Annotated in this window: 27 protein-coding genes and 1 other RNA gene; 6 read left to right on the top strand and 22 right to left on the bottom strand. The window is 43.1% G+C overall.

What is annotated here, in order from left to right; genetic code table 11:
• The first annotated feature begins 88 nt into the window (after positions 1–88).
• A complete protein-coding gene (locus I2I04_RS19850; RefSeq protein ID WP_195655759.1) occupies positions 89–1,507 on the top strand; it encodes a DUF4419 domain-containing protein in 1,419 nt (472 codons plus the stop codon).
• Between the two features lie 299 nt (positions 1,508–1,806).
• On the opposite strand, the gene I2I04_RS19845 is transcribed toward I2I04_RS19850, so the two are convergent.
• The 3 genes from I2I04_RS19845 to I2I04_RS19835 all read right to left on the bottom strand — a co-directional run bounded on the left by I2I04_RS19845 (position 1,807) and on the right by I2I04_RS19835 (position 4,177).
• Entirely contained in the window at positions 1,807–2,709 is a 903-nt protein-coding gene (locus I2I04_RS19845; protein WP_195471475.1) for a nucleotidyl transferase AbiEii/AbiGii toxin family protein, read from the bottom strand.
• Positions 2,702–3,457, bottom strand: a complete 756-nt coding sequence (locus I2I04_RS19840) for a type IV toxin-antitoxin system AbiEi family antitoxin (RefSeq protein WP_195471473.1) — start codon at positions 3,455–3,457, stop codon at positions 2,702–2,704. The genes I2I04_RS19845 and I2I04_RS19840 overlap by 8 nt, the downstream gene beginning before the upstream one ends.
• Before the next feature lie 321 nt (positions 3,458–3,778).
• Complete coding sequence (locus tag I2I04_RS19835) at positions 3,779–4,177, bottom strand: hypothetical protein (RefSeq protein ID WP_195655758.1); 399 nt, start codon at positions 4,175–4,177, stop codon at positions 3,779–3,781.
• 579 nt (positions 4,178–4,756) lie between these two features.
• On the opposite strand from I2I04_RS19835, the gene I2I04_RS19830 reads away from it, so the two are divergent.
• Positions 4,757–5,014, top strand: a complete 258-nt coding sequence (locus I2I04_RS19830; RefSeq protein WP_195655757.1) for a Cas9 inhibitor AcrIIA9 family protein — start codon at positions 4,757–4,759, stop codon at positions 5,012–5,014.
• Here the strand turns inward: I2I04_RS19830 and I2I04_RS23695 are convergent.
• Together I2I04_RS23695 and ssrA are read right to left on the bottom strand one after the other, a co-directional pair.
• Positions 5,003–5,182 carry an Arm DNA-binding domain-containing protein gene (locus I2I04_RS23695; RefSeq protein WP_195655756.1) on the bottom strand — a complete coding sequence of 60 codons (180 nt, stop codon included), beginning with the start codon at positions 5,180–5,182 and terminating at the stop codon, positions 5,003–5,005. The genes I2I04_RS19830 and I2I04_RS23695 overlap by 12 nt on opposite strands.
• Positions 5,183–5,431: 249 nt before the next feature.
• Positions 5,432–5,828: a transfer-messenger RNA gene (gene ssrA / locus I2I04_RS19820) on the bottom strand.
• Positions 5,829–6,011: 183 nt separating this feature from the next.
• Between ssrA and I2I04_RS19815 the strand changes: the two genes are divergently transcribed.
• Positions 6,012–7,193: a lactonase family protein gene (locus I2I04_RS19815; protein ID WP_195655755.1), complete on the top strand. Its 1,182-nt coding sequence runs from the start codon at positions 6,012–6,014 to the stop codon at positions 7,191–7,193.
• Between the two features lies 1 nt (position 7,194).
• Here I2I04_RS19815 and I2I04_RS19810 read toward each other — a convergent pair whose 3' ends face one another.
• From I2I04_RS19810 to I2I04_RS19775, 8 genes are all read right to left on the bottom strand, one after another.
• Positions 7,195–7,839 (bottom strand): M23 family metallopeptidase, encoded by a 645-nt coding sequence (locus tag I2I04_RS19810; protein WP_195655754.1) that lies wholly within the window; start codon positions 7,837–7,839, stop codon positions 7,195–7,197.
• Positions 7,840–7,867: 28 nt separating this feature from the next.
• On the bottom strand, positions 7,868–8,533 hold the full coding sequence (locus I2I04_RS19805; RefSeq protein ID WP_143258192.1) for a B3/4 domain-containing protein: 666 nt from the start codon (positions 8,531–8,533) through the stop codon (positions 7,868–7,870).
• A gap of 50 nt (positions 8,534–8,583) precedes the next feature.
• On the bottom strand, positions 8,584–9,396 hold the full coding sequence (gene pgeF / locus I2I04_RS19800) for a peptidoglycan editing factor PgeF (RefSeq protein WP_143258191.1): 813 nt from the start codon (positions 9,394–9,396) through the stop codon (positions 8,584–8,586).
• A complete protein-coding gene (gene obgE, locus I2I04_RS19795; protein WP_008021004.1) occupies positions 9,393–10,556 on the bottom strand; it encodes a GTPase ObgE in 1,164 nt (387 codons plus the stop codon). Before obgE ends, pgeF begins: the two co-directional genes overlap by 4 nt.
• Before the next feature lie 89 nt (positions 10,557–10,645).
• Positions 10,646–11,215 carry an adenylate kinase gene (locus tag I2I04_RS19790; RefSeq protein WP_121960022.1) on the bottom strand — a complete coding sequence of 190 codons (570 nt, stop codon included), beginning with the start codon at positions 11,213–11,215 and terminating at the stop codon, positions 10,646–10,648.
• Positions 11,216–11,274: 59 nt separating this feature from the next.
• Positions 11,275–11,811, bottom strand: a complete 537-nt coding sequence (hpt, locus tag I2I04_RS19785; RefSeq protein WP_024986256.1) for a hypoxanthine phosphoribosyltransferase — start codon at positions 11,809–11,811, stop codon at positions 11,275–11,277.
• A gap of 40 nt (positions 11,812–11,851) precedes the next feature.
• Complete coding sequence (locus I2I04_RS19780; protein ID WP_195471465.1) at positions 11,852–13,396, bottom strand: peptide MFS transporter; 1,545 nt, start codon at positions 13,394–13,396, stop codon at positions 11,852–11,854.
• A gap of 193 nt (positions 13,397–13,589) precedes the next feature.
• Entirely contained in the window at positions 13,590–13,814 is a 225-nt protein-coding gene (locus tag I2I04_RS19775; protein WP_195655753.1) for a winged helix-turn-helix domain-containing protein, read from the bottom strand.
• 1,071 nt (positions 13,815–14,885) lie between these two features.
• Between I2I04_RS19775 and I2I04_RS19770 the strand changes: the two genes are divergently transcribed.
• The 3 genes from I2I04_RS19770 (at position 14,886) to I2I04_RS19760 (ending at position 17,858) form a co-directional block, all read left to right on the top strand.
• Positions 14,886–16,397, top strand: coding sequence for an NAD(P)H-hydrate dehydratase (locus I2I04_RS19770; protein WP_195655752.1), 1,512 nt, complete (start codon positions 14,886–14,888; stop codon positions 16,395–16,397).
• Between the two features lie 72 nt (positions 16,398–16,469).
• Positions 16,470–17,537: a DUF4831 family protein gene (locus tag I2I04_RS19765; protein WP_143258187.1), complete on the top strand. Its 1,068-nt coding sequence runs from the start codon at positions 16,470–16,472 to the stop codon at positions 17,535–17,537.
• A 36-nt stretch (positions 17,538–17,573) separates the two neighbouring features.
• Entirely contained in the window at positions 17,574–17,858 is a 285-nt protein-coding gene (locus I2I04_RS19760; protein WP_143258186.1) for a hypothetical protein, read from the top strand.
• A gap of 182 nt (positions 17,859–18,040) precedes the next feature.
• Here I2I04_RS19760 and I2I04_RS19755 read toward each other — a convergent pair whose 3' ends face one another.
• From I2I04_RS19755 to rlmN, 9 genes are all read right to left on the bottom strand, one after another.
• On the bottom strand, positions 18,041–18,391 hold the full coding sequence (locus I2I04_RS19755; RefSeq protein ID WP_143258185.1) for a PqqD family protein: 351 nt from the start codon (positions 18,389–18,391) through the stop codon (positions 18,041–18,043).
• 98 nt (positions 18,392–18,489) lie between these two features.
• Positions 18,490–19,878, bottom strand: coding sequence for an MFS transporter (locus I2I04_RS19750; RefSeq protein WP_195655751.1), 1,389 nt, complete (start codon positions 19,876–19,878; stop codon positions 18,490–18,492).
• 247 nt (positions 19,879–20,125) lie between these two features.
• Positions 20,126–20,521, bottom strand: a complete 396-nt coding sequence (gene secG / locus I2I04_RS19745) for a preprotein translocase subunit SecG (protein ID WP_004301890.1) — start codon at positions 20,519–20,521, stop codon at positions 20,126–20,128.
• A gap of 6 nt (positions 20,522–20,527) precedes the next feature.
• Positions 20,528–21,301: a tetratricopeptide repeat protein gene (locus tag I2I04_RS19740; RefSeq protein WP_195471671.1), complete on the bottom strand. Its 774-nt coding sequence runs from the start codon at positions 21,299–21,301 to the stop codon at positions 20,528–20,530.
• Between the two features lie 5 nt (positions 21,302–21,306).
• Positions 21,307–21,834: an LptE family protein gene (gene lptE, locus I2I04_RS19735; protein ID WP_009039716.1), complete on the bottom strand. Its 528-nt coding sequence runs from the start codon at positions 21,832–21,834 to the stop codon at positions 21,307–21,309.
• Positions 21,821–23,062: a sigma-54 interaction domain-containing protein gene (locus I2I04_RS19730; protein ID WP_143258493.1), complete on the bottom strand. Its 1,242-nt coding sequence runs from the start codon at positions 23,060–23,062 to the stop codon at positions 21,821–21,823. Before I2I04_RS19730 ends, lptE begins: the two co-directional genes overlap by 14 nt.
• A gap of 9 nt (positions 23,063–23,071) precedes the next feature.
• Positions 23,072–24,166 (bottom strand): 4-hydroxythreonine-4-phosphate dehydrogenase PdxA, encoded by a 1,095-nt coding sequence (pdxA, locus tag I2I04_RS19725; RefSeq protein ID WP_195655750.1) that lies wholly within the window; start codon positions 24,164–24,166, stop codon positions 23,072–23,074.
• A 4-nt stretch (positions 24,167–24,170) separates the two neighbouring features.
• Complete coding sequence (locus I2I04_RS19720; RefSeq protein ID WP_143258181.1) at positions 24,171–25,211, bottom strand: DUF4837 family protein; 1,041 nt, start codon at positions 25,209–25,211, stop codon at positions 24,171–24,173.
• A gap of 18 nt (positions 25,212–25,229) precedes the next feature.
• On the bottom strand, positions 25,230–26,264 hold the full coding sequence (gene rlmN / locus I2I04_RS19715; protein WP_143258180.1) for a 23S rRNA (adenine(2503)-C(2))-methyltransferase RlmN: 1,035 nt from the start codon (positions 26,262–26,264) through the stop codon (positions 25,230–25,232).
• Positions 26,265–26,334: the final 70 nt, after the last annotated feature.

Raw genomic sequence — 26,334 nt, 5'->3', positions numbered from 1 at the left:
AGTTCTTATAATATTATATTTGCATATCGTCTATTCAAAATATAGAGGTAGTTGATAAGTTTGTGCCACCATACAACTCTTTAAGATTATGAAAAACACATTATTTTACTTATTCATATTTTGCTGTGTTTCCACATTCGCTCAAAATGGCATCACTTTTAAGGTTGAAAAGCTTTCAAAACCTAAAAAATCACTTAATCTATGCTCCCCGAATGAGATTTATGAGAGGCTTATATTATCGGATATGAGCATAGAGCCTTATGAGATAAAGAAGAAGAATATCGAGGTTCCTTATCATATCATTGCAAAGAGCGAATCTCCCGACAGTCTCGTTTCTTTTGGCCCTAATTCTTTTTTCAACGGTATGTATCAGGCTTATGCGGATCACAGGCCATTTGTATTGTCCCCGGATATGATTTGGCTATTAATCAGCCAGGGATTTGCACGGCATATCAATGCCAATCAGGAATCTATGAGAAATGAGCTTGTTGATTTCTCCGGCAAACTATCCTTAATTGTGAGAGAAGATAAAAAACTGGAGGACCCTACTCTTTCATGGGAGAAAATCTTTCCGCAATTTACTGAACAAATATCCCAATATGCCGGCAAACATCTGACCGAACTTCTCACCTGCAATTTCTCAACGACTACCTCTTTAGAGAAAGTTGCTTCCGAAATAACAATCATGGAAGCTGTGAAACCTTACTTTGAGTTTATAATCATACGCATTGTCTGTGGAATACCTGAAATAACTCTCGAAGGAACACCGGAGGACTGGGAAAAACTACTGCATAAAGCCAGAGGCTTGAAAGAATACAAACTCGATTGGTGGATTTCTGAACTGGAACCTCTTTTGGAAGAATTCGTCAAAGCATCCAAAGGGGAGGTTAATAAGGACTTTTGGCGCAATATGTTTAAATATCATTCACAGAAACGATACGGAGCCCCAAACATTATCGATGGATGGATCGTGAAGTTTTTCCCTTATGATAAGGAAGGGAAAAGAAATAATCTGAAACAGCTAGAAGGCACAAATTGTCTCCCTGATGAAATAGTGAAGGTAGATGTAAAGTATCTGGAAGTATATAGCAATGCTGTCAAAGAAACTCCATTAGAATTCTGGGCAGGCTTCATCGGATTAGAACAAAATAATAAGACTTTTGCTCTGCGACCGCAAATTGGCTGGATGATCAGGAAAAAAGATGTTAACAAGGAAGGATTAAAAAGTAAATTGAGTGCTGATGCTCAAAATGATGGCTGGGGAAGCGGCATCAATATCAGAGTAAAAGAATTTCCGGCTGTACTGTTAGAGCTCAAAGAAATAAAAAGGCTGGATATCCAATTTATCGACACAATCAATATACCGGACGAAATATCAAAGATAAAAATCGGATCGTTGAGTTTATATGGAAAAATTACTAAAGAGGGAATAGAGCGTATTAAAAGATTATTGCCTGATACGGATATAAAAATAAATGGTTCACGAGAGGTAATAAAATCCCATTGATACCCCCATCATAAAAGAACACTCAATATTACTTTTGCAATATTGAGTGTTCTTTTTATAAATACTAATAATTAGTATAAAGTGGAGTTGGAGGGACTTGTTCCTTGCTGGTTAAATGCGCATATATCAGCCAGTTGCAAGAACGATGATTTGTTCTGCCACTAATTTGCAACCTAATTTTGATTACTCATCGCCACCTCTTGTGGCGATGCTTTGAGTGATTCTTTTTATCGATACAAGGATAATACTTTTTCCATTGATATTCATCGTTTTAAGCATTGTTAATACGACTGTTAAGACTATACTTTGAATATCTCTCGAAGTTTGTCAGCCTCCGTCATTAACTTTTTCGGATTGGACTTTTTCAGTTTCTGCAAGTTCTGGATTTTCCATTTAACCGACGGATAATCCCGGAAGCCGGAGTAAATGGTATCGCTCCAGTCAACAGTCAGGTCTTCAAACCCGATAAGAAATTTCTTGTCATCTTCCGTCATAGCCGAATTGACATCCCTTATAAGTTTGTCTCTTGTCGATTCAAATTCCTCGTATGTAAACGGGATTTCACTCATTCCGGCAAACTGATGTTCCATCGCATCGCGTTGGTCAATCAAGTTTGGAGCAAATGATTCATGAATGGGGCGATCGCTGCCCAGCAGACAGAATACAAGACCTTCCTTCACATCTTCTACCGGAATGTCCATCTGGCTTATGTCAAAAAGGTCACGTGGATGCTGCCGGGACAAAGCCGCTGAAATCTTTCCACCATATAACTGTGGGATAGACACGATTCTGGCATCGACTTCCATGCCAAACAAATCTTGTGCCTTTTCACATAACGGACGCAGTGCGGCTTCTCCACACACGAGACCACGTTTGGTCTGGTTGACCTCAATTTTAACTTGGCATCCCCGGCTTTCACACGTGATTTTACTTATGTCGAGACGTGGTATTATCCTAATGTCGCGAAAACGACTTTTAACCCTGTCCGCGATTCTCATAAGAGCGTCATTTATATGTTCAAGGCTGCTCTTTCTGTCTTCAAGGGGTATGTAAGTCACATCTATATCGACAGATAGGCGATACAGATTTTTCACAAAAAGATTGATGGCGGTTCCACCATGTATTGCAAAGCACTCCTCGTCGGTAACGAATGGGAGTATCCGCAGTAGAAGTTCTACTTTACGTCTGTATATGTCATTCATAACCTGCAAGTTCTTTAGAGACTACTATATCATACGCTGCAATCTTCACTCCACCTTTAGCAAAACTGCGCGTGCCGCTTCCGAGTGATATTCTTGAAAGATCAAGTTTTGAAAACCAGCGGTGTCGGGCCTTTTCCGCCATAAACAGAAAAAGCCGCTTTACCTTCACCGATGTGCAGTCTTCAAGCAACTGCTGGACAAGTGAGACCCTGAGAGATGTCAGCATCTCCATCAGATAATATATGTCCATCAAGTCATATCGCATAGGCGAAAGCAACAGACATTCCATTATAGCCCTCTCCGGACTCGACACAGTCAGTGTCATGCCGTTATATTCTATCTGCTCTATCCCTTTTTCTCCTATAACTTTGGATGACACCTCCAAAGGATTCATATCAAGTTCTGCCTGACTGATCCATTTAGGTAGAGGTGGTTTCACCGGAGCGAATATGACTGCGGTAGGTTTACCCATATTTATATAATGGGAAAAGCCTTTTAATTCCAAAGCAGTAGCCGCTCCTATATGGTATTTCAAGTCGTTTTGAGCCTGATATGATGCCAACACGCCATATAAAGTCGGAGTATCACCGGCAAACCTATACACTCCGGTAGATATACGGAGCAGCCATCCGGATTCAACATAATCGGATATTTCGCTTCTGCTTACACCTTGCTTCTCCAGCCACGATGTAAGCAGGATACCATTAGAAGCGGTTCGCTGACGTATATTATTTATCTTAGTTCCCATATCGGAATGATTATCTTTGCAAAGATGGCACTAAAATAAATTGTCGCCAAATTATTAAGAGAATTTTTTATCACCAATTTCATCGAGTGAGAGCCCAGCGAGTGAGAGCCGTAGATTTCCACATAAGTGCGCGGCAAGAGGCAGGTCGGTCTGCATTGTTGGCAGCGGTTATGCCGTCAAAAGGTGACGGTGCAGGCACTGACATCTTTTGACCGCATCACGCCTATTGTTTCAGCAGTCCACGCGTCGAGACTGTGCTAATCCCCCTTCCTGCGTCATCGGCTTATCACAGACTCGCCCTGCCGGGACTGGTCAGTGCCATTAAAACAGAGGGATGATTTTATAATGACATGATGAATTACATGAACATCCCGTGTTGTTAATGTATTTCCAATCTTCCTTGCCATCACAATTAAGTTTGCCCTCTATAGTTTGCCGAGTCTGGATCGCGGTTCTGATTTCATTGGTAAGTGAGAATCCAAATCCAGTACAATCTTTATTGAGGCAATCATGATGCCAATACAATTTGTCGCATGGATTTAGAGTTGCATTGATCTCTTTTTCATTCTTACCGAAAGCTGATACAAACGAGAGTTTGATTTCCAGCTTTACTTCTTTGCACTTAGGGAATAAATCCTGAATAGATTGGGCTACATCCCGTCGCTCATATTCAATTTGCCAACGTGTCTGCAAATATTGCTCTTTTTGATTTCTGTTCATTTTGAGTTTTTGATGCAAAGATAATTATCGAAGGTGCAGTATTGTTGCACTGTAATGTTAATTGTTATTTATCGTGTTTTCAGTGCCAATATGCTGTCATTCGTTTTCACCGCCACGGAGTCTTAGCTCCAGATTATGCGATACTATCAACTCAGGAAGCCTTGCTTGCTCGGATTAATAAACGTGCGGAGCAGGGCTATTCTTTTGCCTTTTGACTGAAAAATCTCCAGACCTACGGCTCGTATTTTTCCGCCAAAGGGCGAACAGCCCTTCTTTGCCTCCGCACGCTACCGTGTTAACGAGCAAGCAAAACTTCGATAGTCGATAGACGCATAAAAAAAATGTCGCACGATGAAAACGAACAACAACATATCAATTAGACGAGGCAGAGCATCCATCTCCAGTTTCAACCGCATAAAAAGGGTTCTCCTTTGGTTAGTGGGGATAATCGGCGCAATACTCGGATTGGTGTTGTGGGTGTTTCTCCGACCGATATTCCGAGGCGTAGGCTGGGTTATCAGCCTTGTGTCTGCCCTAATGATAATCTTCTGGTTACTCACTTTATAAAACCCAACTGATATGGCTACTACAATGAAATCCAACAACGCTGCAATCGCAGCAATGCAGCCGATGCTCCAAGAGCGTTGCATCGCAGAACCTATGTTCGCTGTCAAGATGGCAAATCCCTTAAAGAGTATGGAAGGGGCTGTGAACTATCTGTGCGCAACCATTCAAAAGAGCGGAATGTGTTGTGTTGATGACACTACCGTGATGTGTATATCATGCAATAAGTATTCTTGTTGGTCTAAAAAAGTATTTAACTGCTTATTTATATAAAGTATTTCCTTTGACTCTCCCCTTCATTGCCAACCAATGCGCAGGATTAACACTTTTACCTGTAGCAAACTCTGATGAGAGCTTATATACTGTTACCCTTATATATATAGGAGCTGTCCCATCCTTGAGCAACTTCCTACGTTTAATAAAAAATAAAATAGATACCATATTCTTGATTTTTTAGTTAGTAATCTTTGCCTGCAAAGTTCCTAATAATCAATCAAATATAAAAGTACAATATTTTGAATATCAATGAAATATGAAGAAACCGTTGGACTTTCCTTTTATTAGGTTTCAGTCCAACACAAAGTCCAACAAGAACCTTTCTTTCATTTTCTTTTTCATTCAACTATTTACAAACAAAAAATCCTGTAATTCAATTGATTACAGGATTCTTCTCTTCTTTTCATTATAACTTTGTGGAGCTGGAGGGAATCGAACCCTCGTCCAAACGAGGAAATCATAAGCTTTCTACATGCTTATCTTTGCCTAAATTTTCGTGCAGGAACAGAACCAAAGCCATCAATTCCTGCCTTATCCTCTAAAGTTTCATCAAAAACGCGAGGCCGCCTTTGACTATCCCCGATGTAACTGCACCACTGAACCGGAATGCTTCGGAGCAACAGCTTCCGAGTGATGTCTCGTCCTGGCACCTAGTGCCTGGATTAAGCTAATCTACTGTGATTCGATTAAGCAGCAAGAGCGTAATTAGTTTCGCCAGATAAAATTTTGATAACTGAGATTTAAGTGGAAATTACCGACCCACTGCATGCTTACCTACCATTTCTGCCCGCTGTCAAATCCAGTCAACCCCAAATTTTTATTCGTACAGAATAGCGATTGTTTAGAACGCTTTCCAAGAGTGCAAAGATAGGAAATGTTTTCTAATTTACGAGAAGACGTTAGCAAATATTATATCAAAGCATTATCTTTACGGAGCTATTTTATATTTAAGGTGAAAAAGCATCATGAAAAATCAATCAATAATAGACTATTTATGACTAAGACATATCTATCCAGAACATCTATATTCAATGTATTTGCCGCTGTTTGCATATTCGGAATCAGTATCAGTGGCTGCACTTCTAAAAAAAAGACTCCTATGGAAACAACCGATACAACAGAAAACGAACTTACCATGTTGGTGGGTACTTACACATCAGGAACCAGTAAAGGGATATATAGCTACCGCTTCAACGAAGAAGACGGGACTGCCACTCCATTAAGTGAAGCGGAAATTGAAAATCCTTCTTATCTTGTTCCGTCTGCCGACGGGAAATTCGTCTATGCAGTCAGTGAATTCAACAATACACAAGCTGCCGCCAATGCATTTGCCTTCAATAAAGAAAAAGGTACTTTGCAATTATTAAACTCACAGCAAACGGGAGGTGAAGATCCTTGCTATATCATTGCCAGTGGAAATAATGTGATAACTGCCAACTACAGTGGCGGCAGCATCTCCGTTTTCCCTATCGCAAAAGATGGCTCGCTCCTACCCGCTTCCGATATTATAAAATTCGAAGGTACGGGAGTGGACAAGGAACGACAAGAAAAACCGCATCTGCATTGTGTCCGTATCACTCCGGATGGTAAATACTTGTTTGCCGATGACTTGGGCACAGACCAAATACATAAGTTTATCATTAACCCCACTGCAAATGCAGAGAATAAAGAAGCATTTCTGAAAGAAGGATCGCCTGCTGCCTTTAAAGTGAAAGCCGGCTCAGGTCCGCGTCATCTGACTTTCTCGCCAAACGGCCATTACGCTTATCTGATTAATGAGTTATCGGGCACAGTAATCGCTTTTGAATATAAAGACGGAAATTTAAAAGAGATTCAAACAATCGCTGCCGATACGGTAAACGCACAAGGAAGCGCTGACATTCATATCAGCCCGGATGGTAAATTCCTGTATGCCAGTAATCGTTTGAAAGCAGATGGTATCGTCCTATTCAGTATTCACCCGGATAACGGAATGTTGTCGAAAGCAGGCTATCAACTGACAGGGATTCATCCACGTAATTTCATCATTACGCCTAATGGCAAATATCTGTTAGTCGCTTGCAGAGACAACAATGTTATACAGGTGTATGAAAGAGACATAGACACCGGATTGTTAACAAACGTACAGCAGGATATTAAGGTAGACAAGCCGGTCTGTATACGGTTTGTGCGATAATTTACTTCTGACTCTGCGCAATCCGGCTATCAGGAGTATGCGTCTCCACAATGATTTTACTCCCGTTCTTGGTACACTTGATACATTCTTTCCGCAATGTCCTCTCCTTTAAGTCAAAAATGAGATTCGGATTAAAATGTTGCCCGTTAATACGGGTTTCGAAGTGTACATGTTCGGTAGTGGCACGACCGGTACGTCCTGTCAGCCCGATAGCTTGTCCGGCTTTTACGACATCACCTGTTTTAACCAGATTCTTGAAATTGTGGCTATAAAGCGTTTCCAATCCGTTAGCGTGGCGGATAACAACGATATTTCCGTAGGCATAATATGGTTTCGACATACGCACCACTCCATCAAAAGCAGCACGAATCGTATCTTTTGCACAAGTTTTAATGTCTGTTCCCGAATGTCCTCCGCGACCGCGAGTTCCATAGGCAGAGATTACTTTTCCTCCGGGTAATGGGAAAGCATATTCGTGGTCTTTCAGAGAATCCAAATGTAGATAGATATGGTTGCCTTTAGCAAATAATCCGGGAGTAGCTACCCGTACATCAGCCATTTCACGGGCAGAGAAGGAAGATTTATTCTGCCCGTCGGCAGTCAGTGGCAATAATAAAACTGTCAGTAAGATAAGTATGTTTTTCATGTCTTTTTTCTTAGAGCGCTCATTCTAATTATTCGAAGAATACGATTTCGCCTCCATCCGATTCTGTATAGTTTCTTAATAAGGTCTGTATCATTTCAGCAGCTTCTTGCAAACCTTCTTTTCCGTTATAACCGTTGACTATGGCCAAGATATGAGTGGTTCCGAGATCCATTTTCGTACGTTCATGATCGCTTGTCGGGGTTCCGATTCCGCCGAAAGAATCACGATAAACAGGTAATCCTTCGATATTCAACACCCCGCGTCCGATACCTTCAAACGGTTCTCCTGCTTTGCCGATACCGAGTTCAAGGTGCGTACCTTGTATTTTGTCCGCGTCAAAACCACCGATCGAATGTCCTGTACGAAGAGACACTAAGTTGATAAGGTCTACCAACGTATCAATCTGATATAAAGGGATTCCACGCATTAGGCGGCGACGTAGAGCTTCGGCTGACGGGCGATAACGTCCGGGGTCTTTGCCACAACGCTTATAAGCCTCACGAGTAGCAAAAATAACGGGTTGATGTTTGATGTCTTCCATCTGTGTAGTGGAAGTCAGTTGCCCGGTAAAAGCATTGATTTCCTGCCAAAGCCCTTCGCTGTAAGCAGTATTCTTCACCGCAGCATACACGGCGGCTCCGGCAAAAACCGGGCATGCGTCTTTTATTTCTTTAGATACTTTTATTTCAAACATAACTTATCATAAACCAATCATCAGCGTCCTGCGATTACGGACACCAATTATTACTTTCTAATCATTATTCCCGACAATGTACGACCGGAATCTATTCCCAGTCTACGTGCAGAGAAGAATTCATCATGATGAATATAGGTACAGATTCCAGCCACTTCTATCTGTTCTGCAGGCACTCCGAGATTCAGTAATTCAATCCGGTTGGCTTCCCACAAATCAATATGATATTTGCCCGTCTCCTTCTTCTTCATAGAAATAAGAGACATATCGAAACCGCTTTCTTCAAAAGCATCATACACCTCATCACCTACTTCAAATGATTCGAGCGAAATGCTCGGCCCGATGCAAGCTATCACATCTTCGCCCTGCGTCCCGAACATCTTATTCAAGTGATCCATCACATTACTGACAATATGCTTCACTGTTCCTTTCCATCCGGCGTGAACGGCAGCCACAACGTGTTGTTTTTTGTCGTACAGCAATACAGGAACACAATCCGCCGTCGTGACACAAACGCAATATCCCGGCACATTAGTTATCAAGGCATCCATTCCTCGCAGAAGTAGCCGTCTCATTTCCAATGATTCTTTAAAAAATGATTCATTGATAATCAGACTGGCACAGCCATGATTCTGTTCTGGAATAAATAATTCCTTTATCTGATGATTCATGCACTGAAACAACCAGCTCTGATTACGATTGACGTTCATGCATGAGTCGTTGGTATAAGGCGAACAGTTGAAAGAGCCGTAAGCTCCGGTGCTTATACCTTCGTGACGCGTAGTTACGAAATGAGCTACTTCGGGATATGCATCCAGTGACTTATATCCCTTCAACTCGTTATGTTTTGTAAGTGAAATCATTTTTCTTCCCAATCTTCTTCTTCGTATTCATAATCGATATCATCGTCGTCGTCGACATCTTCCTCATATTCATAAACGATGTCTTCATCTTCGCCCATGTCTTTGAGTTCCTGTTGCAGACGGGTCACGTCTTTCGGACGGTGAACGATGTCCTCTATCTTATTGCTTTCCTTGTTCAGTTCTTCCCAAAGGATGTCTTTCAACACCGAGATGCCCAAACCGGAAACAGAAGATATGAATACATGTGGAATGCCTTCCGGCAATGTAGGTTCAATCTCGTCCATCAACTCCTGATCGAGCATATCGCTCTTGGTGACAGCCAACACGCGTTGCTTGTCCAACATTTCAGGATTGAAGGTACGCAGTTCGTTCAGCAAGACTTCGTATTCTTTACGAATGTCGTCGCTGTCTGCCGGAACCATGAACAGCAGTAATGAATTACGCTCGATATGACGCAAGAAACGCAGTCCCAAACCTTTCCCCTGACTGGCTCCTTCGATAATACCCGGTATGTCCGCCATCACAAAGGATTTTCCACCGTGATAGGAAACGATACCCAAGTTGGGTTCGAGCGTAGTAAACGGGTAATCGGCAATTTTCGGTTTGGCAGCCGAAATGGAAGAAAGCAAAGTTGACTTTCCCGCATTCGGGAAACCCACCAGACCGACATCGGCAAGCAGTTTCAGCTCCATGATAACGGTCATTTCCTGCATCGGCTCTCCCGGCTGCGCAAAACGCGGAGCCTGACGGGTGGCTGTCTTGAAATGCCAGTTACCCTGACCGCCGCGACCGCCTTTGAGCAAGACCACTTCCTGTCCGTCTTCTGTTACGTCACAAAGATACTCCCCTGTCTCGGCATTATAAACCACCGTTCCGCAGGGTACTTCTATTATTTTATCCGCACCGTCTTTTCCGAAGCTACGTCCTTTGCTCCCCGATTCACCATGACCGGCCATTGCATGACGGTCATACTTCAAGTGCAGCAATGTCCAGTAATTACGGTTACCGCGCAAGATGATATGACCTCCTCTTCCACCATCGCCCCCATCGGGACCTCCGTTAGGACAATATTTCTCGCGCCTCATGTGCGTAGAGCCTCTTCCGCCCTTACCCGAGCGACAGTATATCTTTACGTAATCAACAAAATTCGATTCAGCCATATTTTTTCAAGTAATTAAAGTAGTCAGTAGTTAGAGCAGTTAATTAGAACACTCCGGCTACTGACTTATTTATTTATAATATTGTATTATTACAATTTATCTACTGCTTCGCAGATATCAGCGAAGATACCTTCCATAGTACCCAAGCCGTTGATGTGTTGGTATTTCTTTTCGTTCTTGTACCAGTCGATCAGTGGAGCAGTCTGTGAATGATATACGTGCAGACGTTTTTTGATTGTCTCTTCGTTATCATCAGCACGACCGGAATCCTTGCCACGTTTAATCAGACGTACCATCAGTTCTTCTTCCGGAACATCCAGGTCAACCATTATAGAAACGTCCTGTCCTCTTTCTGCCAACATTTTCTTCAATGCTTCTGCCTGTGCAATTGTTCTTGGGAAACCGTCGAAAATTACACCTTTGCTATCTTTGAAGCTGTCGAATACGCTTGCCAGAATATCAATCATTAATTCATCAGGAATCAATTGACCTTGGTCGATGTAACCTTTAGCTGTTTTACCCAGTTCTGTGCCATTCTTAATTTCAGCACGCAATACATCTCCTGTTGAGATGTGATTGATTCCATACTTTTCTACGATACGTTCGCTCTGTGTTCCTTTTCCTGAACCCGGAGCACCGAAAATTACGATGTTCAACATTTTGTTATTTACAATTTAACGATTTACTATTTACCATTTAAACTGGTACCTATTTAATATTAATCTACTACTGTATAAATATCGGGATAATTACGTCCGAAACCATCATAATCCAGTCCGTAACCTACGATAAAGTCGTTCGGGATTTCCATCGCTACATATTCAATGTTGAGGTTTACCTTGAGCTTTTCTGGTTTCACTAACAGAGAAGCGATATGAATGGCTTCGGGATTGCGTGTACCTAATGTTTCGAGCAGTCGCTGCATCGTCAGTCCCGTGTCTACGATATCTTCTACGATCACAATGGTACGTCCGGCAATGTCTTCATTCAGGCCGATTACCTCTTTAATCACTCCGGTGGAAGTGATACCCTGATAAGACGCCAACTTCACAAATGAAATTTCACAAGGGATAGTGATGTGCTTCAGTAAATCAGCGGTAAACATGAACGAACCGTTCAACACACTAAGGAAAAGCGGATTCTTACCTGCCAAATCGCGGTTAATTTCGTTCGCTACGCGAATCACTTCCTTCTGAATATCTTGTTCCTTAATAGAAACGGTAAACAATTTGTCTTTTATCTGAATGGTATCCATAACCAGTAATTTAAAAATAACCTTGCAAAAATACGATTTTTTATTCTACCCCGTGCATCATCTTCTGTAATTTCTTCGAGAGAAGGAACAGAATCAACGAAGCAACACCGGACATCACGACGAATACCATAAAGAAATCATACATGGTAGCAATCTGATAACCAAAGATTGATTTCACTTTCCCGGCTTCCGGATAGAGTCCGCTCAACATTCCCGCAAATTTATTGGCGGTGGCAGTAGACAGATACCAGATTCCCATCATCAGGGAGGCGAAACGCAGCGGACTCAATTTATTAACCATCGAAAGTCCGATAGGCGACAAGGCTATTTCACCCATGGTATGAATAAAGTAAAGTCCTGTCAGCCAAATCATGCTCACTTTCACTCCGGGAACAGCATCTTTCACTCCGAAACAGATGAAAAGATAACCTAAAGACAGGAGTAACAGACCAATCGCTTGTTTGGTAGGAGAAGCGGGTTCCATCTTTCTCTTGTTCAGGAAGCCCCACACACCCGGCATGATATATGCCAGGATAACTACAAACAGGGGATTGAAAGATTGAAACCACGAAGCCGGCATTTCCCAACCGAATATGTCACGATTCGTCTGTTCGGACGCAAAGAGAGTTAAAGAAGCTCCCGCCTGTTCGTAGGCTGCCCAGAAGAAGATGACAAAGAAAGCTACTATATAGATAACGAAAATACGGCTGCGTTCTATTTTGGTCAATGAACCGTCTAACAGGATCAGAACAGGGAAAACAATGCAGGCGGTAAAAATACCGATGCTCACCCAGTCACCTTCAAATGCATAGTTAAAGAAGGCTATTAAAGCAATGGTAAGAATTGTGATTACAAGGGTATTACGTACTTTGGTACGTTTGTCCATCTTCGGGTGTGAGATATGATCGGCCTTGTCTTCTTTCTTTTCACGTTTAGCATCGGGAATAATGCCAATCGGTTCTCCGGAAGGAGAAAAAAGATATTTATTCTTTTGAGTCTCGAAAAGAACAACGGTGAACAGTGTCATGATTCCGGCTGCAAGAAATCCCCATTTAAAGTCGTGCGGATCACCGGTATCACCCAGATAACCACAAATCAAAGGGGCAGCAAAAGAGCCTACATTCACTCCCATATAAAAAATGGTGTATGCAGCATCCAGCCGCCTGTCTCCGGGTTCGTAGAGCTGACCTACCAGAGAAGAGACAGTGGGTTTGAAGCAACCATTGCCCAGAATCAGGAAGCCGAGTCCACCATACATCATCCAGTGGGCAAGGTTCGTATTATCTAAAGTGGAGGCACTCATAAACATCAGGAATTGTCCGACTGCCATCATCACCGCTCCCCAAAATACGGAACGACGGATTCCCCAATATTTATCGGCAATGTATCCGCCAATCAACGGGGTTAAATAAACTAATCCGGTATAACTTCCGTAGATGGATGCTGCCGCTTCTTTGTCAAACAATAATGCCTGCGTCAGGAAAAGAATAAAGATCGCACGCATACCGTAGTAACTGAAACGTTCTGCCGTGCTTGTCGCGAAAATCAAATAAAGGCCTTTCGGATGCCCTTTCAATGCACTCATGAATTTATGTGTTTAGTAGTTTATGGGGTGCAAAGGTACAGAAAAAGTAGATTAGATGCTTCTCTTATCAAACAGAATAATAGGGGGAATAGTAAAAACGAGCATAAAAAATCCTACTCATCCACTTCATTACTTTTTTAGCAGTGTAAATAATAAAGTGGAAATCTATCTTAAATGGAGGTTAGCTACCACCTTAGCCAAAAGTAAATTCGACATTTTCGATACTGGCAAAAAGCATTCCTTCTCTTTTCCTCAAAAAGATTTTGTCTTCTCGGGCCAGCCAACCAATAGCGAGAGCTACGTCTTCAAACGTCAAACTTAATTCACGGCACAAATCGAATATTGAAAGTTCACCTTTTTCATTTAAGATGCGCCATACTTTCCCGGCATTCGAGCCAATTTTTGTCTTTTCCATCATGCAAACTTTAGAAGATTAAACAATCCGTTATTTAGATTCTAATTCATTGTGAGCACAGGAAATTAATGTGATGCTGATGCACATTACCTATCTCCAAAGATAACATTTTTATCGGAAACGGCAAATAATCAAAGGGTCAATCAGGGGAAGGGGCGTATCAAAAGTTTGTTCAAGAAGGTATGGAGATAAACTAAACACAATTTCCATCCGCCCCTCTACAGAAAAAGATTTTTCATTTTCATTTCTCATATTCTCATAAATAAGACACAAGTGGCAGTAAACTAATAAGATAGACTATGAGAAATGATTTCAAAACAGGCATTTCTCATAGTTTTTTCGCAAAATAACCCGGATTTTGCTTCATTCCTCATAGTGTAGTGTGCCGGAAGCTGACATTGAATAAATAGAACTATGCATTCCTTTTGCTTGCTTCCATACACAGTGTCTTAGTCCCACATATTGTGGGAAAAGATTCCCTAAGGCTTGGGAAAGTATTCCCTTATTTTGTGGGAAAGTTTTCCTTCAATATACGGGAATACTTTCCCACAATATATGGGACAATCGAGACCAACGAGTATCTTCAAGCAAAAAGCCACTATTTTATCTAAATAGTAGCTTCATTTCCTGATAAAAATAAGGCAGGCTGAAAGAAAAAAGGAAGAAAGAATGGCTTTTGACTATGAGAAATACCCTGAAATACTATGAGAATAAGGTGGCTTTTGAGCCAAAATATGGGAGAACTTATGAGAAATACCGTTTTGGAAAAGTGTTTCTCATAAGATATCTATTTGATTATCTTTCGTTTATCGAAAAACAATGAGAATATGAGAAATGAAATGAAGAAATCTTTTTCAGGGAGAAATAAAAGTAAGTTCATAATGGTGCAGCATTGAATTATTTTTTGGCGGAGTTATTCTAACGCTTAATAGTTCAAAAGCAGATATTTCTTTGACCAAAAGATAGAACTAATGATGAATTAAAAGTTGCAATTATGGTTTTCTTCCCATAACAAACGGGAAAAGTCAGAAGAATCATGTACATTTGTAATCCGAAAACTAAAAGAACATCGCAATGAAAATATTTCCAAGCAGCAGTATCAAGAAATTGGACGCTTATACCATTGAGAACGAACCTATTGCATCAATCGACCTGATGGAACGTGCAGCAACCGCATTAACAAAAGCCATCACAGACAGATGGAATACGGAAACACCGGTCACCATCTTTGCCGGGCCGGGGAATAATGGCGGAGACGCTCTTGCCGTAGCCCGCATGATGGCTGAAAAAGGATATAAGATCGAGGTATTTCTCTTCAACACGAAAGGAGAACTTTCGCCCGACTGCCAGACCAATAAAGAACTGGTAGAAATGATGGAAGAAGTAAAATTCCACGAAATCAGTACCCAATTCGTACCTCCCGCCCTGACGCCCGACCATCTGGTAATCGACGGATTATTCGGTTCAGGTCTGAACAAACCGTTGAGCGGCGGATTCGCTGCCGTAGTGAAATACATCAATTCTTCCCCTGCCATGGTAGTAGCCATCGACATTCCTTCCGGACTGATGGGAGAAGAAAATACATTCAACGTAAAAGCTAATATTATCCGTGCCGACGTAACTTTCAGTCTGCAACTGCCGAAGCTCGCCTTTCTTTTCGCAGAAAACACTGAATTTGTCGGAGAATGGGAATTGTTGGACATCCAATTGAGCGAAGACGGTATTGAAGAGATGGGAACGAACTACGAAATGTTGGAAATAGAGGAAATCCGTTCACTCATCAAGCCACGAAAACAGTTTGCCCACAAGGGAAACTTCGGTCATGCACTGCTGATTGCCGGTTCAAAAGGAATGGCAGGGGCCTCTGTGCTCGCTGCCCGCGCCTGCCTCCGTTCGGGAGTAGGGCTGCTGACTGTTCATGCGCCAATGTGCAACAACGACATCTTGCAGACCTCCATACCCGAAGCAATCGTAGAAACTGACGCCAACGAAACCTGTTTTGCCATACCTACCGACACGGACGATTATCAAGCAGTCGGTATCGGCCCGGGACTGGGACGAAACGAGGAAACGGAAGCCGCCCTACTGGAGCAACTGGAGCACTGCCAAACTCCTGTTGTAGTGGATGCCGACGCTCTTAATATCCTCGCCAACCACCGTCATGCCCTTACCCACTTGCCGAAGGGCTCCATCCTCACCCCGCATCCAAAAGAGCTGGAACGTCTGACCGGTAAATGCCAGGACTCTTACGAACGTCTGATGAAGGCTTGCGAACTGGCCCGTGCCGCCCATGTCCATATAATTTTAAAAGGAGCCTACTCCACCATCATCACCCCCGAAGGTAAATGTTTCTTCAACCCAACCGGAAATCCGGGAATGGCAACCGGGGGTAGCGGTGACGTACTGACCGGAGTAATCCTGGCACTGCTTGCCCAAGGTTACCCCACCGAGGAAGCCGCTAAAATCGGCACTTACATTCACGGATTGGCGGGCGATGTCGCTCAAAAGAAGCAAGGAATGATCGGAATGATCGCAAGCGATATTATCACCTGTCTGCCGACAGCGTGGCGACTTGTAAGCGAATAAAAGTTAAGAACTTACAGTTTTTTCAATAACTTCATTAACTTTGTTTTCAAAACCAGTTAAAAAGAACCGAATATGAAAAAGTTGATTATAGCAGCAGGACTACTTATGACAACGTCCGCCTATGCACAAACCGAAGTACTGACAGGGGTTACCCGGGGAAAAGACTATGGAGTGGTTTACAGTCTTCCCAAAACCCAAATAGAACTTGAAATAAAAGCCAACAAAGTCAACTATACTCCGGGAGAATTCAGCAAATATGCTGATCGTTACCTGCGACTGACCAACGTCTCCGCCGACCCTGAAGAGTACTGGGAACTGGCTAGCGTAAAAGTGAAATCCGTAGGTGTGCCCAACAGCGAAACGACGTATTTCGTAAAATTGAAGGATAAGACAGTAGCACCGCTCATGGAACTGACAGAGGATGGCATTGTGAAAACAATCAATGTTCCTTACAGCAACAGCAGTGTAGGCAAAAAAGCCGCTCCCGCTCCCACAGTCCTCCAAAAGAAAGCAAATCCTCGTGAATTCCTGACCGAAGAGATTCTGATGGCTAGCTCTACCGCCAAGATGGCCGAGCTGGTAGCTAAAGAAATCTATAACATCCGCGAAAGCAAGAATGCCTTATTGCGCGGACAAGCTGATAATATGCCTTCAGACGGAGCACAACTTAAGATTATGCTCGACAATCTGAATGCACAGGAAGAAGCCATGACGCAAATGTTCTCCGGCACCTGCAACAAGGAAGAGAGAACATTCACTGTCCGCCTTACTCCTGACAAGGAACTCAACAACGAAGTTGCTTTCCGTTTCTCAAAGAAGTTAGGTGTAGTTGCCAACAATGATTTGGCAGGAACTCCGTTTTATATCAGTCTGAAAGACCTGAAATCTGTCAAGATACCGCAGGAAGACGGTAAGAAAAAGAAAGATTTGGATGGAATCGCCTACAACGTACCCGGACAAGCTATGGTTACATTGACCGACGGTAAAAAGAAACTTTACGAAGGTGAGCTTCCTATTACTCAATTCGGTGTGATAGAATATCTGGCTCCGGTTTTGTTCAACAAGAATTCTACCATCAAAGTTTATTTTGATCCGAATACGGGAGGATTGCTCAAAGTGGACAGAGAGGAAGGGAAATAGAAAAACAAGAAACTAAACTTCTAAAAAATAAAGAATATGGGTGGTGAAGGACATATGCTCGACATGATACGCCGGCTTAGTGAAGGTCGGGAAGCTTCCCGACTGCGTCGTGAACGTGCTAACGAGAAACTGAAGCATCTCAACCGCACCAACGAACCTTATCCACTACCCAATACTACTCCCGAAGAAATGGAACGTATTATCCACGACTCGGAGAAAAAGAAAGAGAAAGACAGCAATTATTTTGTTTGGGGAACACTTATTATCATGGGTATCCTGATAGCAATTGCCGTCATACTTTGGGCTGTATTTATCAAATAAATAATAATGAGTTCACCACAGAGGACACGGAGGACACAGAGGTTTAATCTTTTTTATTCACTATAGAGTACCACAGAGCCTCACGTATTTATAATCGTATTTATCGCTCTGTTTTACTTACGGAAAGAGAGAGAAGAACTCGGTGTCCTCCGTGTCCTCTGTGGTGAAATATAAATTCCCATTTATACGACTGGTGTCATCAATTTTATAAATCCATCTTTCTGCATTTGAGAAAGATAAGCCGATACACGTGACTCGTAGCCCTCTTCATTTTGAAAGTGCTCTGCGAGTTTTTCTATAATCTCACGAACATTGCGTTTTCCATCTATCAGTTCCCATACAGCCGTACCGTGTTCTTCCAATTTCACATGAAGTTCTTTCGACATTCCTTTCGGCACAAGGAAGCGTTGCATCCACGGATATTTAAAACGGGGAAAGGAGAGCACAATCGTCTCCCCTTCCCTTTCTGCTGTAATATGTTCACTGCGACAGGGAATGACCTCTAACAGGTTGATTTTCTCTTTGGCAGCCATACTTCTTATTTTTTTATTTCAGAGTATTAATACTGATACTCTTTTGTTTACACCTTGATACAAAATTCCTTTGTTACTTTAGATACCGAATTCCCTAGTTACTTTTGGATATTCGCCTCTTCCAAACCATATCCCTTCTTCTTGTCCTCTGCCTTCAACATCAAAGCCACAAGCAGAGCAAGTACACCAAAGAGAGCAAAAACAGTCATAGGTAACGTGTAGTCATAAGTCTGTGCACCGTCTATTACCGGACCTTTGCAATAAGTATTCAACACCCATCCAATCAGCAAAGGAACACCCATCAATCCCCAGTTCTGTACCCAGAAAATCAATGCATAAGCTGTACCCAACTGTTTTTCCGGGATAATCTTCGGAACAGATGGCCACATAGCTGAAGGCACCAACGAGAAGGCAAATCCCAATATAATCATGATAATAGTAGCAAACCACCATATATTCAGTATAGGCAGAGCAAACATCGTATGTACAAAAATAAGCATCAACGATCCGATGACCATCAATGTGGCTCCCTTACCGATACGGTCATATAACGAACCGAACAACGGAGTCAGGATAATCGCGCCAATCGGTAACAATCCGGGAATCGTTCCCGCCAACTTCGGATCTACATTATATTTCTGCACCATCAAGTCGGCAGCATACTTGATAAAGGGGAATACAGCCGAGTAGAACAATACACAGAGTAATGCAATCAACCAGAATCCTTTATTGGTAATGATATACACAATATCTTTCATACGGAACGGCTCTTCCGGTTCCAATCCCTCTGCGTCCAAAGAAGCATCCAGCTTCTTGTCATAGAAAGTATAAAGGAAGAAAGCAATCGTACCCACGCACAACATAATCAGACAAAACAAAATTGGAGCAGGAATATTGGTATGGAATGCGCCACTCTCATCCGTATATCCGAAGAAGTCAGCCAAAGGAACCGTGAGCACCATTGCCAAAGTTGTTCCGATACGTGCCGTAGCCATTTCAAGTCCCATAGCCAATGCCATTTCCTTGCCCTTGAACCATTTCACGATAATCTTGGAAACTGTGATACCGGCAATCTCCACACCTACACCGAAGATAGCATACCCCAATGCAGCCAAAGTCACCTGTGTTTTGAACCCGAAGAGCATGGCACCTTCCGGGAAAGTAGTAGAAATCGCATAGTATTTCAATCCACAACCCAGCACCATCAGCAAACAAGCTCCCATTCCAGTGAAACGGACTCCCATCTTATCCAAAATGATACCACCGAAGATCAGCATCAACAGGAATACATTAAACCATCCGTAAGCGCTTGTGAAGAAACCATAATCAAGACTGTCCCATAGTAGTTCTTTCTCAAGCATGGGTTTTAGAGGAGACATTACGTCGGTGAGGAAATAGCCGCATAGCATAGTAAATGCGACCAATGCAAGAACGCTCCATCGGAGTACGGCGGAGTCATTCAATTTTTGTTTCAAATGTTCTGTCATTGTTATATTTAAAAAAGTAGTTAATAATCTTATACAGCCAACAAAGGTAGTTAAATCTCGTTTGTTTCTATCACAAAGAGATTGTTTTTACAAGAAAAAGTTAAGTGCGGATTACACTGACCACGCGGAAGATTGAGAATCCGTGTAATCTGCGTAATCCGCACTTAAATATCAAAGAAATGCAGCATCTGTCTGCACCTTCCCATTAATGGTTTTACCCCAAAGCCTTACCTGACGACGGAGTGAATTACTCTGCTGCAGGAGCAGGAGTTTCAGTAGCCGGTGCCGGAGTTTCTGTAGCAGGTGCGTTGGTAGCAGGAGCTTCAGTTTGCGGCGCAGCCGTACCTGCGGGTAAGTTATACGGGTTAGTCTGTTGTTCTTTCTGTGCCTGTTCCAACACTGCGTCTTTAGCAACAGCAGAGCGAGGAACTACATAAGCAGTAGCAATGCTCATTACCACCATGAAGATAGCTAAACCCCATGTTGCTTTTTCCAGAAAATCTGTAGTCTTGCGCACGCCCATGATGGCGTTAGATGAAGAGAAACCAGAAGCAAGCCCGCCCCCTTTTGAGTTCTGAATCAGCACGATGAAACACATCAACAAGGCTGCAATAACCATTAAGATAACGAATAATAAGTACATTTTTAGTTATTTTGAATTAGCGTTAATAATCAATTTCTCCAAAAATCTGATTTGGTCTGCAAAGTAAGCATTTTTTTTTGGATATTTCAAGCTTAATTTTTTAATTATTTCAAGAGCTTTTGAATATCGTTGCTGTTTAACATAGATTTTTGCCAAAGTTTCCGTAAAACAGCTGTCATCTTCCTCTTCTTCCTCCATCGTTTCTTCTTCAGGGAGCTCGCCCGAAGAGGTTGTGGCAGATGGCATTTCTTCTCTTAAAGGTTTCATGCAGAGGGGAGAGTCGCTCTCGCTCTTTTCTATAAAGTCGTCAATCAGTTCGTAGCCTTTGAGTTTGGGCGTTTCTTCGGACGACTGTTCCGTGGCTGTAGTCTCCTCCAAAAGATAAGAGGTGTAATCCACCGAATAATCGAAGCTGGTCCGGGCAGTCACCTCTTCGGGTACTGTGGACAAGAAAGCGTCGATCAATGCTAATGTGCGGTCTACAGACGGTTCGTCTTTCAGCACTTCCGTGAGAGGTACTCCCTTTTTCCGTGCCTGCACATCATAGCGATCACCTTCAATCAACTGGAATAACTGCCGCCTGTCTGCAATGTAAAGAACTGCTTTCCGCAGTTCTCCACCGAAACTAATATCATGGAGAATATACAGGTTCTTCAGATACAGCAGACGAAGTGACTGAAAATACGGATACCTCGCAAGAAGATTGCGCAGTTCGTACAAAGTATCCCTATTCAGCGTCTCGGGATGCTGAATCCATTGTTGAAAGTTAACAGAAGTCATTTATATTACCAGTTTGCTACAGTTGCATTAAAAATTTGGTCAGTGATCTCTTTAGACATTTCAGCAATCAATCCGTCCTGTACGGCAGTCAGCAACTGGGTAGAGTCGTAGGTACGGAACGCAGAAAACTGTTGTTCAAAGTCTTCGGCATGATTGGTGTTGTTGACAAAACGTACATTGACGGTGATAGTCAACTTCGTCTCCGAAGAGTAACCGTCGGCAGATACTGCCTGGTTGTACTGATTGTATCCTGTGATTTCTCCATCAATCTGCAAGTCGGCATTCTGATTCGGCTTGAGCAGTTGCAGACGGGTCTGCCGGATGAAGATATCTTTCAGGTCCTCATTGAACTTGGTTGCCAACGGGGCATACACATACTCCGACTTGATCGGGAAGTCGGCTATCGAAATGGTCTTTACCTTATCATAATTGATAGACGATCCGTTAAACTTATAGGAAACAGTGCACGCAATGACTACCAACGGCAAGCCGAACAGTAACAAAGGACGTATTATTTTCTTAATCCAATTCATATTCTTTTATTTTTCTATAAAGTGTACGCTCGGAAATGTTCAAGTCCTTGGCCGCGCTCTTTCGCTTTCCATGATGCCTCTCAAGTGCTTTGCGTATCATTTCTTTCTCCACTTCGTCTAGTGACAAAGGAGATTCTTCTACATATTCTTCCGTGTCTTGTATGTCATCATCATCCTTGCAAACCGTAGGCTGCATGGTATGAATGATAGCAGGTACCGAAGGTTGATGCGCCGTCACTACCGGAGTAGTAACCACCGTTCCCATTTGTCCTACCTGCCCCACCTGTCCGGCACGTTCCGCCATCAGGTTGTGCACCATCTTCTTCAGCTCCGCCACTTCCTGGCGCATGTCGAACAGAACAGAATAAAGAATCTCCCGTTCGCTCTCAAAGCCTTTACTTTCACGCGTTCCCATCAGTGCGGGAAGACGTTGCGTATTTTGTGCGGGAAGATAATTCTGCAAGATAGCTGCTGAGATCTCCCTGTTGGTTTCAATGATAGATATTTGCTCGGTGATGTTCTTCAACTGACGCACGTTTCCGGGCCACGGGTAAGCCAGTAACTCTTTCTTTGCATCTTCTGTCAGCTGGATAGCAGGCATCCGGTATTTCTCTGCAAAGTCTGCGGAAAACTTACGGAACAACAGGAGCACATCGTCTCCACGTTCACGCAAAGGAGGAATCTGGATAGGCACCGTATTCAACCGATAATATAAATCTTCACGGAAACGTCCTTCTGCAATCGCTTGTGTCAGATTGACATTGGTAGCTGCCACCACACGCACATCCGTTTTTTGCACTTTGGACGAACCTACTTTCATAAACTCGCCACTCTCCAATACACGGAGCAAACGTGCCTGGGTAGACATCGGCAACTCTCCTACTTCATCAAGAAAAATAGTACCACCGTCGGCTTCGCCAAAGTACCCTTTCCGTTCGCCAATCGCACCGGTAAACGCACCTTTCTCATGTCCGAACAGTTCGGAGTCAATCGTACCCTCCGGAATAGCGCCACAGTTGACAGCAATATACTGTCCGTGCTTCCTCCGGCTATATTGATGAATAATCTGCGGAAAACTTTCTTTTCCGACTCCACTTTCTCCGGTAATCAGCACAGACAAATCGGTAGGAGCTACCTGAATGGCAACATCTATAGCGCGCGACAATGCTTCGGTATTTCCAATAATACCGAAACGCTGTTTCACTTGTTGTATCTCTGCTTTTATCATCACTTGTTTTTAATCTTCGTCCACTGTATCCAGTTTCAGTTTATCACTATCGTCACGTTTCTCGTAATATTGTTTACGCAACGGATTGGCACGAGCCACTTTTTCACGCTGACGATTACGGAACACATCGATGGCAACATAGATTGCCTGACGGAAAGAATCTTCACAAGCCATCCCCTTGCCTGCAATGTCATAAGCCGTTCCATGAGCCGGAGAAGTACGTACTACCGGCAGGCCTGCCGTATAGTTCACCCCGTCTTCCATGGCCAATGCCTTGAACGGAGCCAGCCCCTGATCGTGATACATCGCCAGGATACCGTCAAAATGAGTATAATTGCCTGAACCCATAAAGCCGTCGGCCGCATAAGGACCGTAGCAAAGGATTCCTTTCTCTTCCATTTCTTTCATGGCAGGGATAATCACTTCCTGTTCTTCCATTCCCAACAAACCACCGTCTCCGGCATGAGGATTGAGAGAGAGCACCGCAATACGCGGAGCACCGATACCGAAATCCTGTTTCAAGCAACGATGGAATATCATCAGTTTCTCCTGAATCAGTTCTTTGGTAATCGTAGTCGCGATCTCCCTGACAGGGATATGCGTCGTCACCAGAGCCACCCGGAAGTCATTTTTCATCAAAATCATCAATGATTTATCACCATTGCCCAAACGTTCTTCGATATATTCCGTATGTCCGGGGAATGAGAATTCTTCCGACTGAATCGTATGTTTGTTGATCGGAGCTGTTACGATAACGTCTATCAACCCTTCGTGATATTCTTCGATGACACGTTCCAAAGCTCCCAGCGCAGCTTTACCGGCTTCGGGGTCGGGTTTGGAAAATTCCACTTTCACCTCATCATCCGTGCAGTTCACTACGCTCAAACGGTTGTACCCTGCTTCGCTAGCAGAGTTGACAATGCTGAAACTGGTCTGTATATCCAGCGCTTTGCGATGATAAGCCGCTACTTTCGGTGAGCCATAAATGATCGGAGTACATAGTTCCAACATCGTAGGGTCAGAAAATGTCTTAAGAATCACCTCATAGCCCACCCCGTTAATATCTCCCTGGGTGATACCTATTCTTATCTTGTTATCTTCCATGTTTTTATTTATTAGTTTGTTCCGCCTCCTTAGATGCTTCTCCCAATGGAATCTGATTCTGCTGAACTTCATTCGGAAGTTTCAGTGTATACAGAGATGCTTCCATCTGGCGTACCAGGTTGCGTTTCATTTTATCAGGTGAATAAACAAATATTTCTGCTGTAATAATTCGTTGGTTTTTCTCGTCCAGACGAGTATGAGACACATATGGGCCACCCATAAAGTCGCCCTTCATACGCCACAGGCCACGTGCTTCCATGGTATAGCTGTTCTTTACATTGATCGGACGGACATCGGTCAGCAAACTATCGGTCGACATATAAACGCCTTCCTTGAATCCGGGTATATTGGCTTTCATCACGGAGTCACGTTTGTGCACAAAGTATTCTTTGGTAAACGTATCCTTGTCAGTATACGGATAAGAGTACATCACGAAGTTACGGTCGGCAGTACCTGTGTTGGTAGAAGCCCAGAAGAAATCCTTCCCGGTCTTTGAATTGGCCAGTTCGGCATCTATCCAAATGTCGCATCCGAACAAACTGTCCACTTTCTGCGAAATGAAATTACTGTGTTTCCCTTCCAGGAACGTAATCTGACGGTTCATTTCCGCACGGGTAAAGAAGTCGACAATCGTCTTTTTGTTCTCTTCCACAAACTTCCCAAACTCTTCTTCGTTCGGAGCCTGGATAGTCAATATCATCTGCGGATTGGCATACACGTCCTTCGCATATTTGAACGAGGCTTTCGTATATATATCCTGTATATCTACAATAATAATGTTACGTATCAACTTCAGTGTAGAATCATAATCTTTCGGCGAAGTATACATAATCCGGAAAGAAGGTTCCGACTGCGGCAAACCGGGCATATCAGAATCGAGCGCATCATGTAAAGCCCTTCCGGCAGCACGATCCCAAACACCGTGATCTACTACAACCAAAAGCTCGTAAGCACGACCACTAGAGGTGTGATTTCCTTTCAGACCACAAGACGCAACGACAAAGGCTACCAAAGCGATGCATAAAATAAAAGAGTACTTTTTCATGATGTTCGGTTTTATATATTAACTTTCATTATTTTCCTCCAGTTTCGCTGTCGAGAGCATACCGCAAGCAGCAAAAATATCTTCGCCTCTGGATGAACGGATAGTGGTGAAAAGTCCGTGTGACGTCAGATAATCACGAAAACGGGTCATCGTATCCATATCCGCTCCCTCGAGGTCTACCCCCGGTATGGCATGAAAACGAATCAGATTCACCCTGCAATCCAGTCCGCGAAGAAGTTTCAGCAACTCTTTGGCATAGACCTGCGAATCATTGAGCCCTTTAAAAACAATATATTCAAACGAAAGTCGACGTTGTTTACTAAAATCATAGTTTTTTAACAGTTCCACCATTTCGGTGATCGAAAACGCCTTTTCCGCCGGCATTAATTCAGAACGTTGAACGGTCAGCGGAGAGTGAAGGCTGATGGCAAGATGGCAGTCATTTTCTTCGATAAAACGCTGCAATCCTTTCCGCAGCCCGACTGTAGAAAGCGTGATACGCTTCGGACTCCATGCGTAACCGTAGGTAGCGGTAAGTATATCCAATGCTTTCAACACCTCATCCAGGTTATCGAGCGGCTCGCCCATTCCCATCATTACGACATTGGTCAGTTTATCCCGTTCCGGCAGCGAATAAATCTGGTTAATGATCTGGCCGGCGGTCAGGTTAGCGGTATAACCCTGTTTGCCTGTCATACAGAACTTGCAGTTCATCTTGCAACCCACTTGTGACGACACGCACAATGTTGCGCGGTCATCATCCGGTATATAAACCGATTCCACAAAATGGTTCTCACCCACTTTATAAAGATACTTCACCGTACCATCTACAGAGCGCATTTCATCTACCGGAGCTTCCGCTCCCACCTCATAGTTCTGCTTGAGCAACTCCCGGTGTTTCAATGACAAATTAGTCATATCATCAATCGAGGCTACCTTCTTTTCGTAAAGCCAGGATGCAATCTGCTTGGCAGCAAAACCGGGCATACCCAGTCTTTTTGTCAATGATTGAAGCTCTACAAGAGTCATTCCTAAAAGGGGATATTTAGACATTCTTCTTTCTGTTGATGGTTTATATTTGCAAATGTAAGGAAATAAAGTCGATTTCCGTATAACGGGAATG

Origin of the sequence: Bacteroides sp. 1001136B_160425_E2 (genome assembly GCF_015559655.1) — a bacterium.
GTDB classification, from domain to species: Bacteria; Bacteroidota; Bacteroidia; order Bacteroidales; family Bacteroidaceae; genus Bacteroides; species Bacteroides luhongzhouii.
This window is presented reverse-complemented; position numbering and strand designations above follow the sequence as displayed.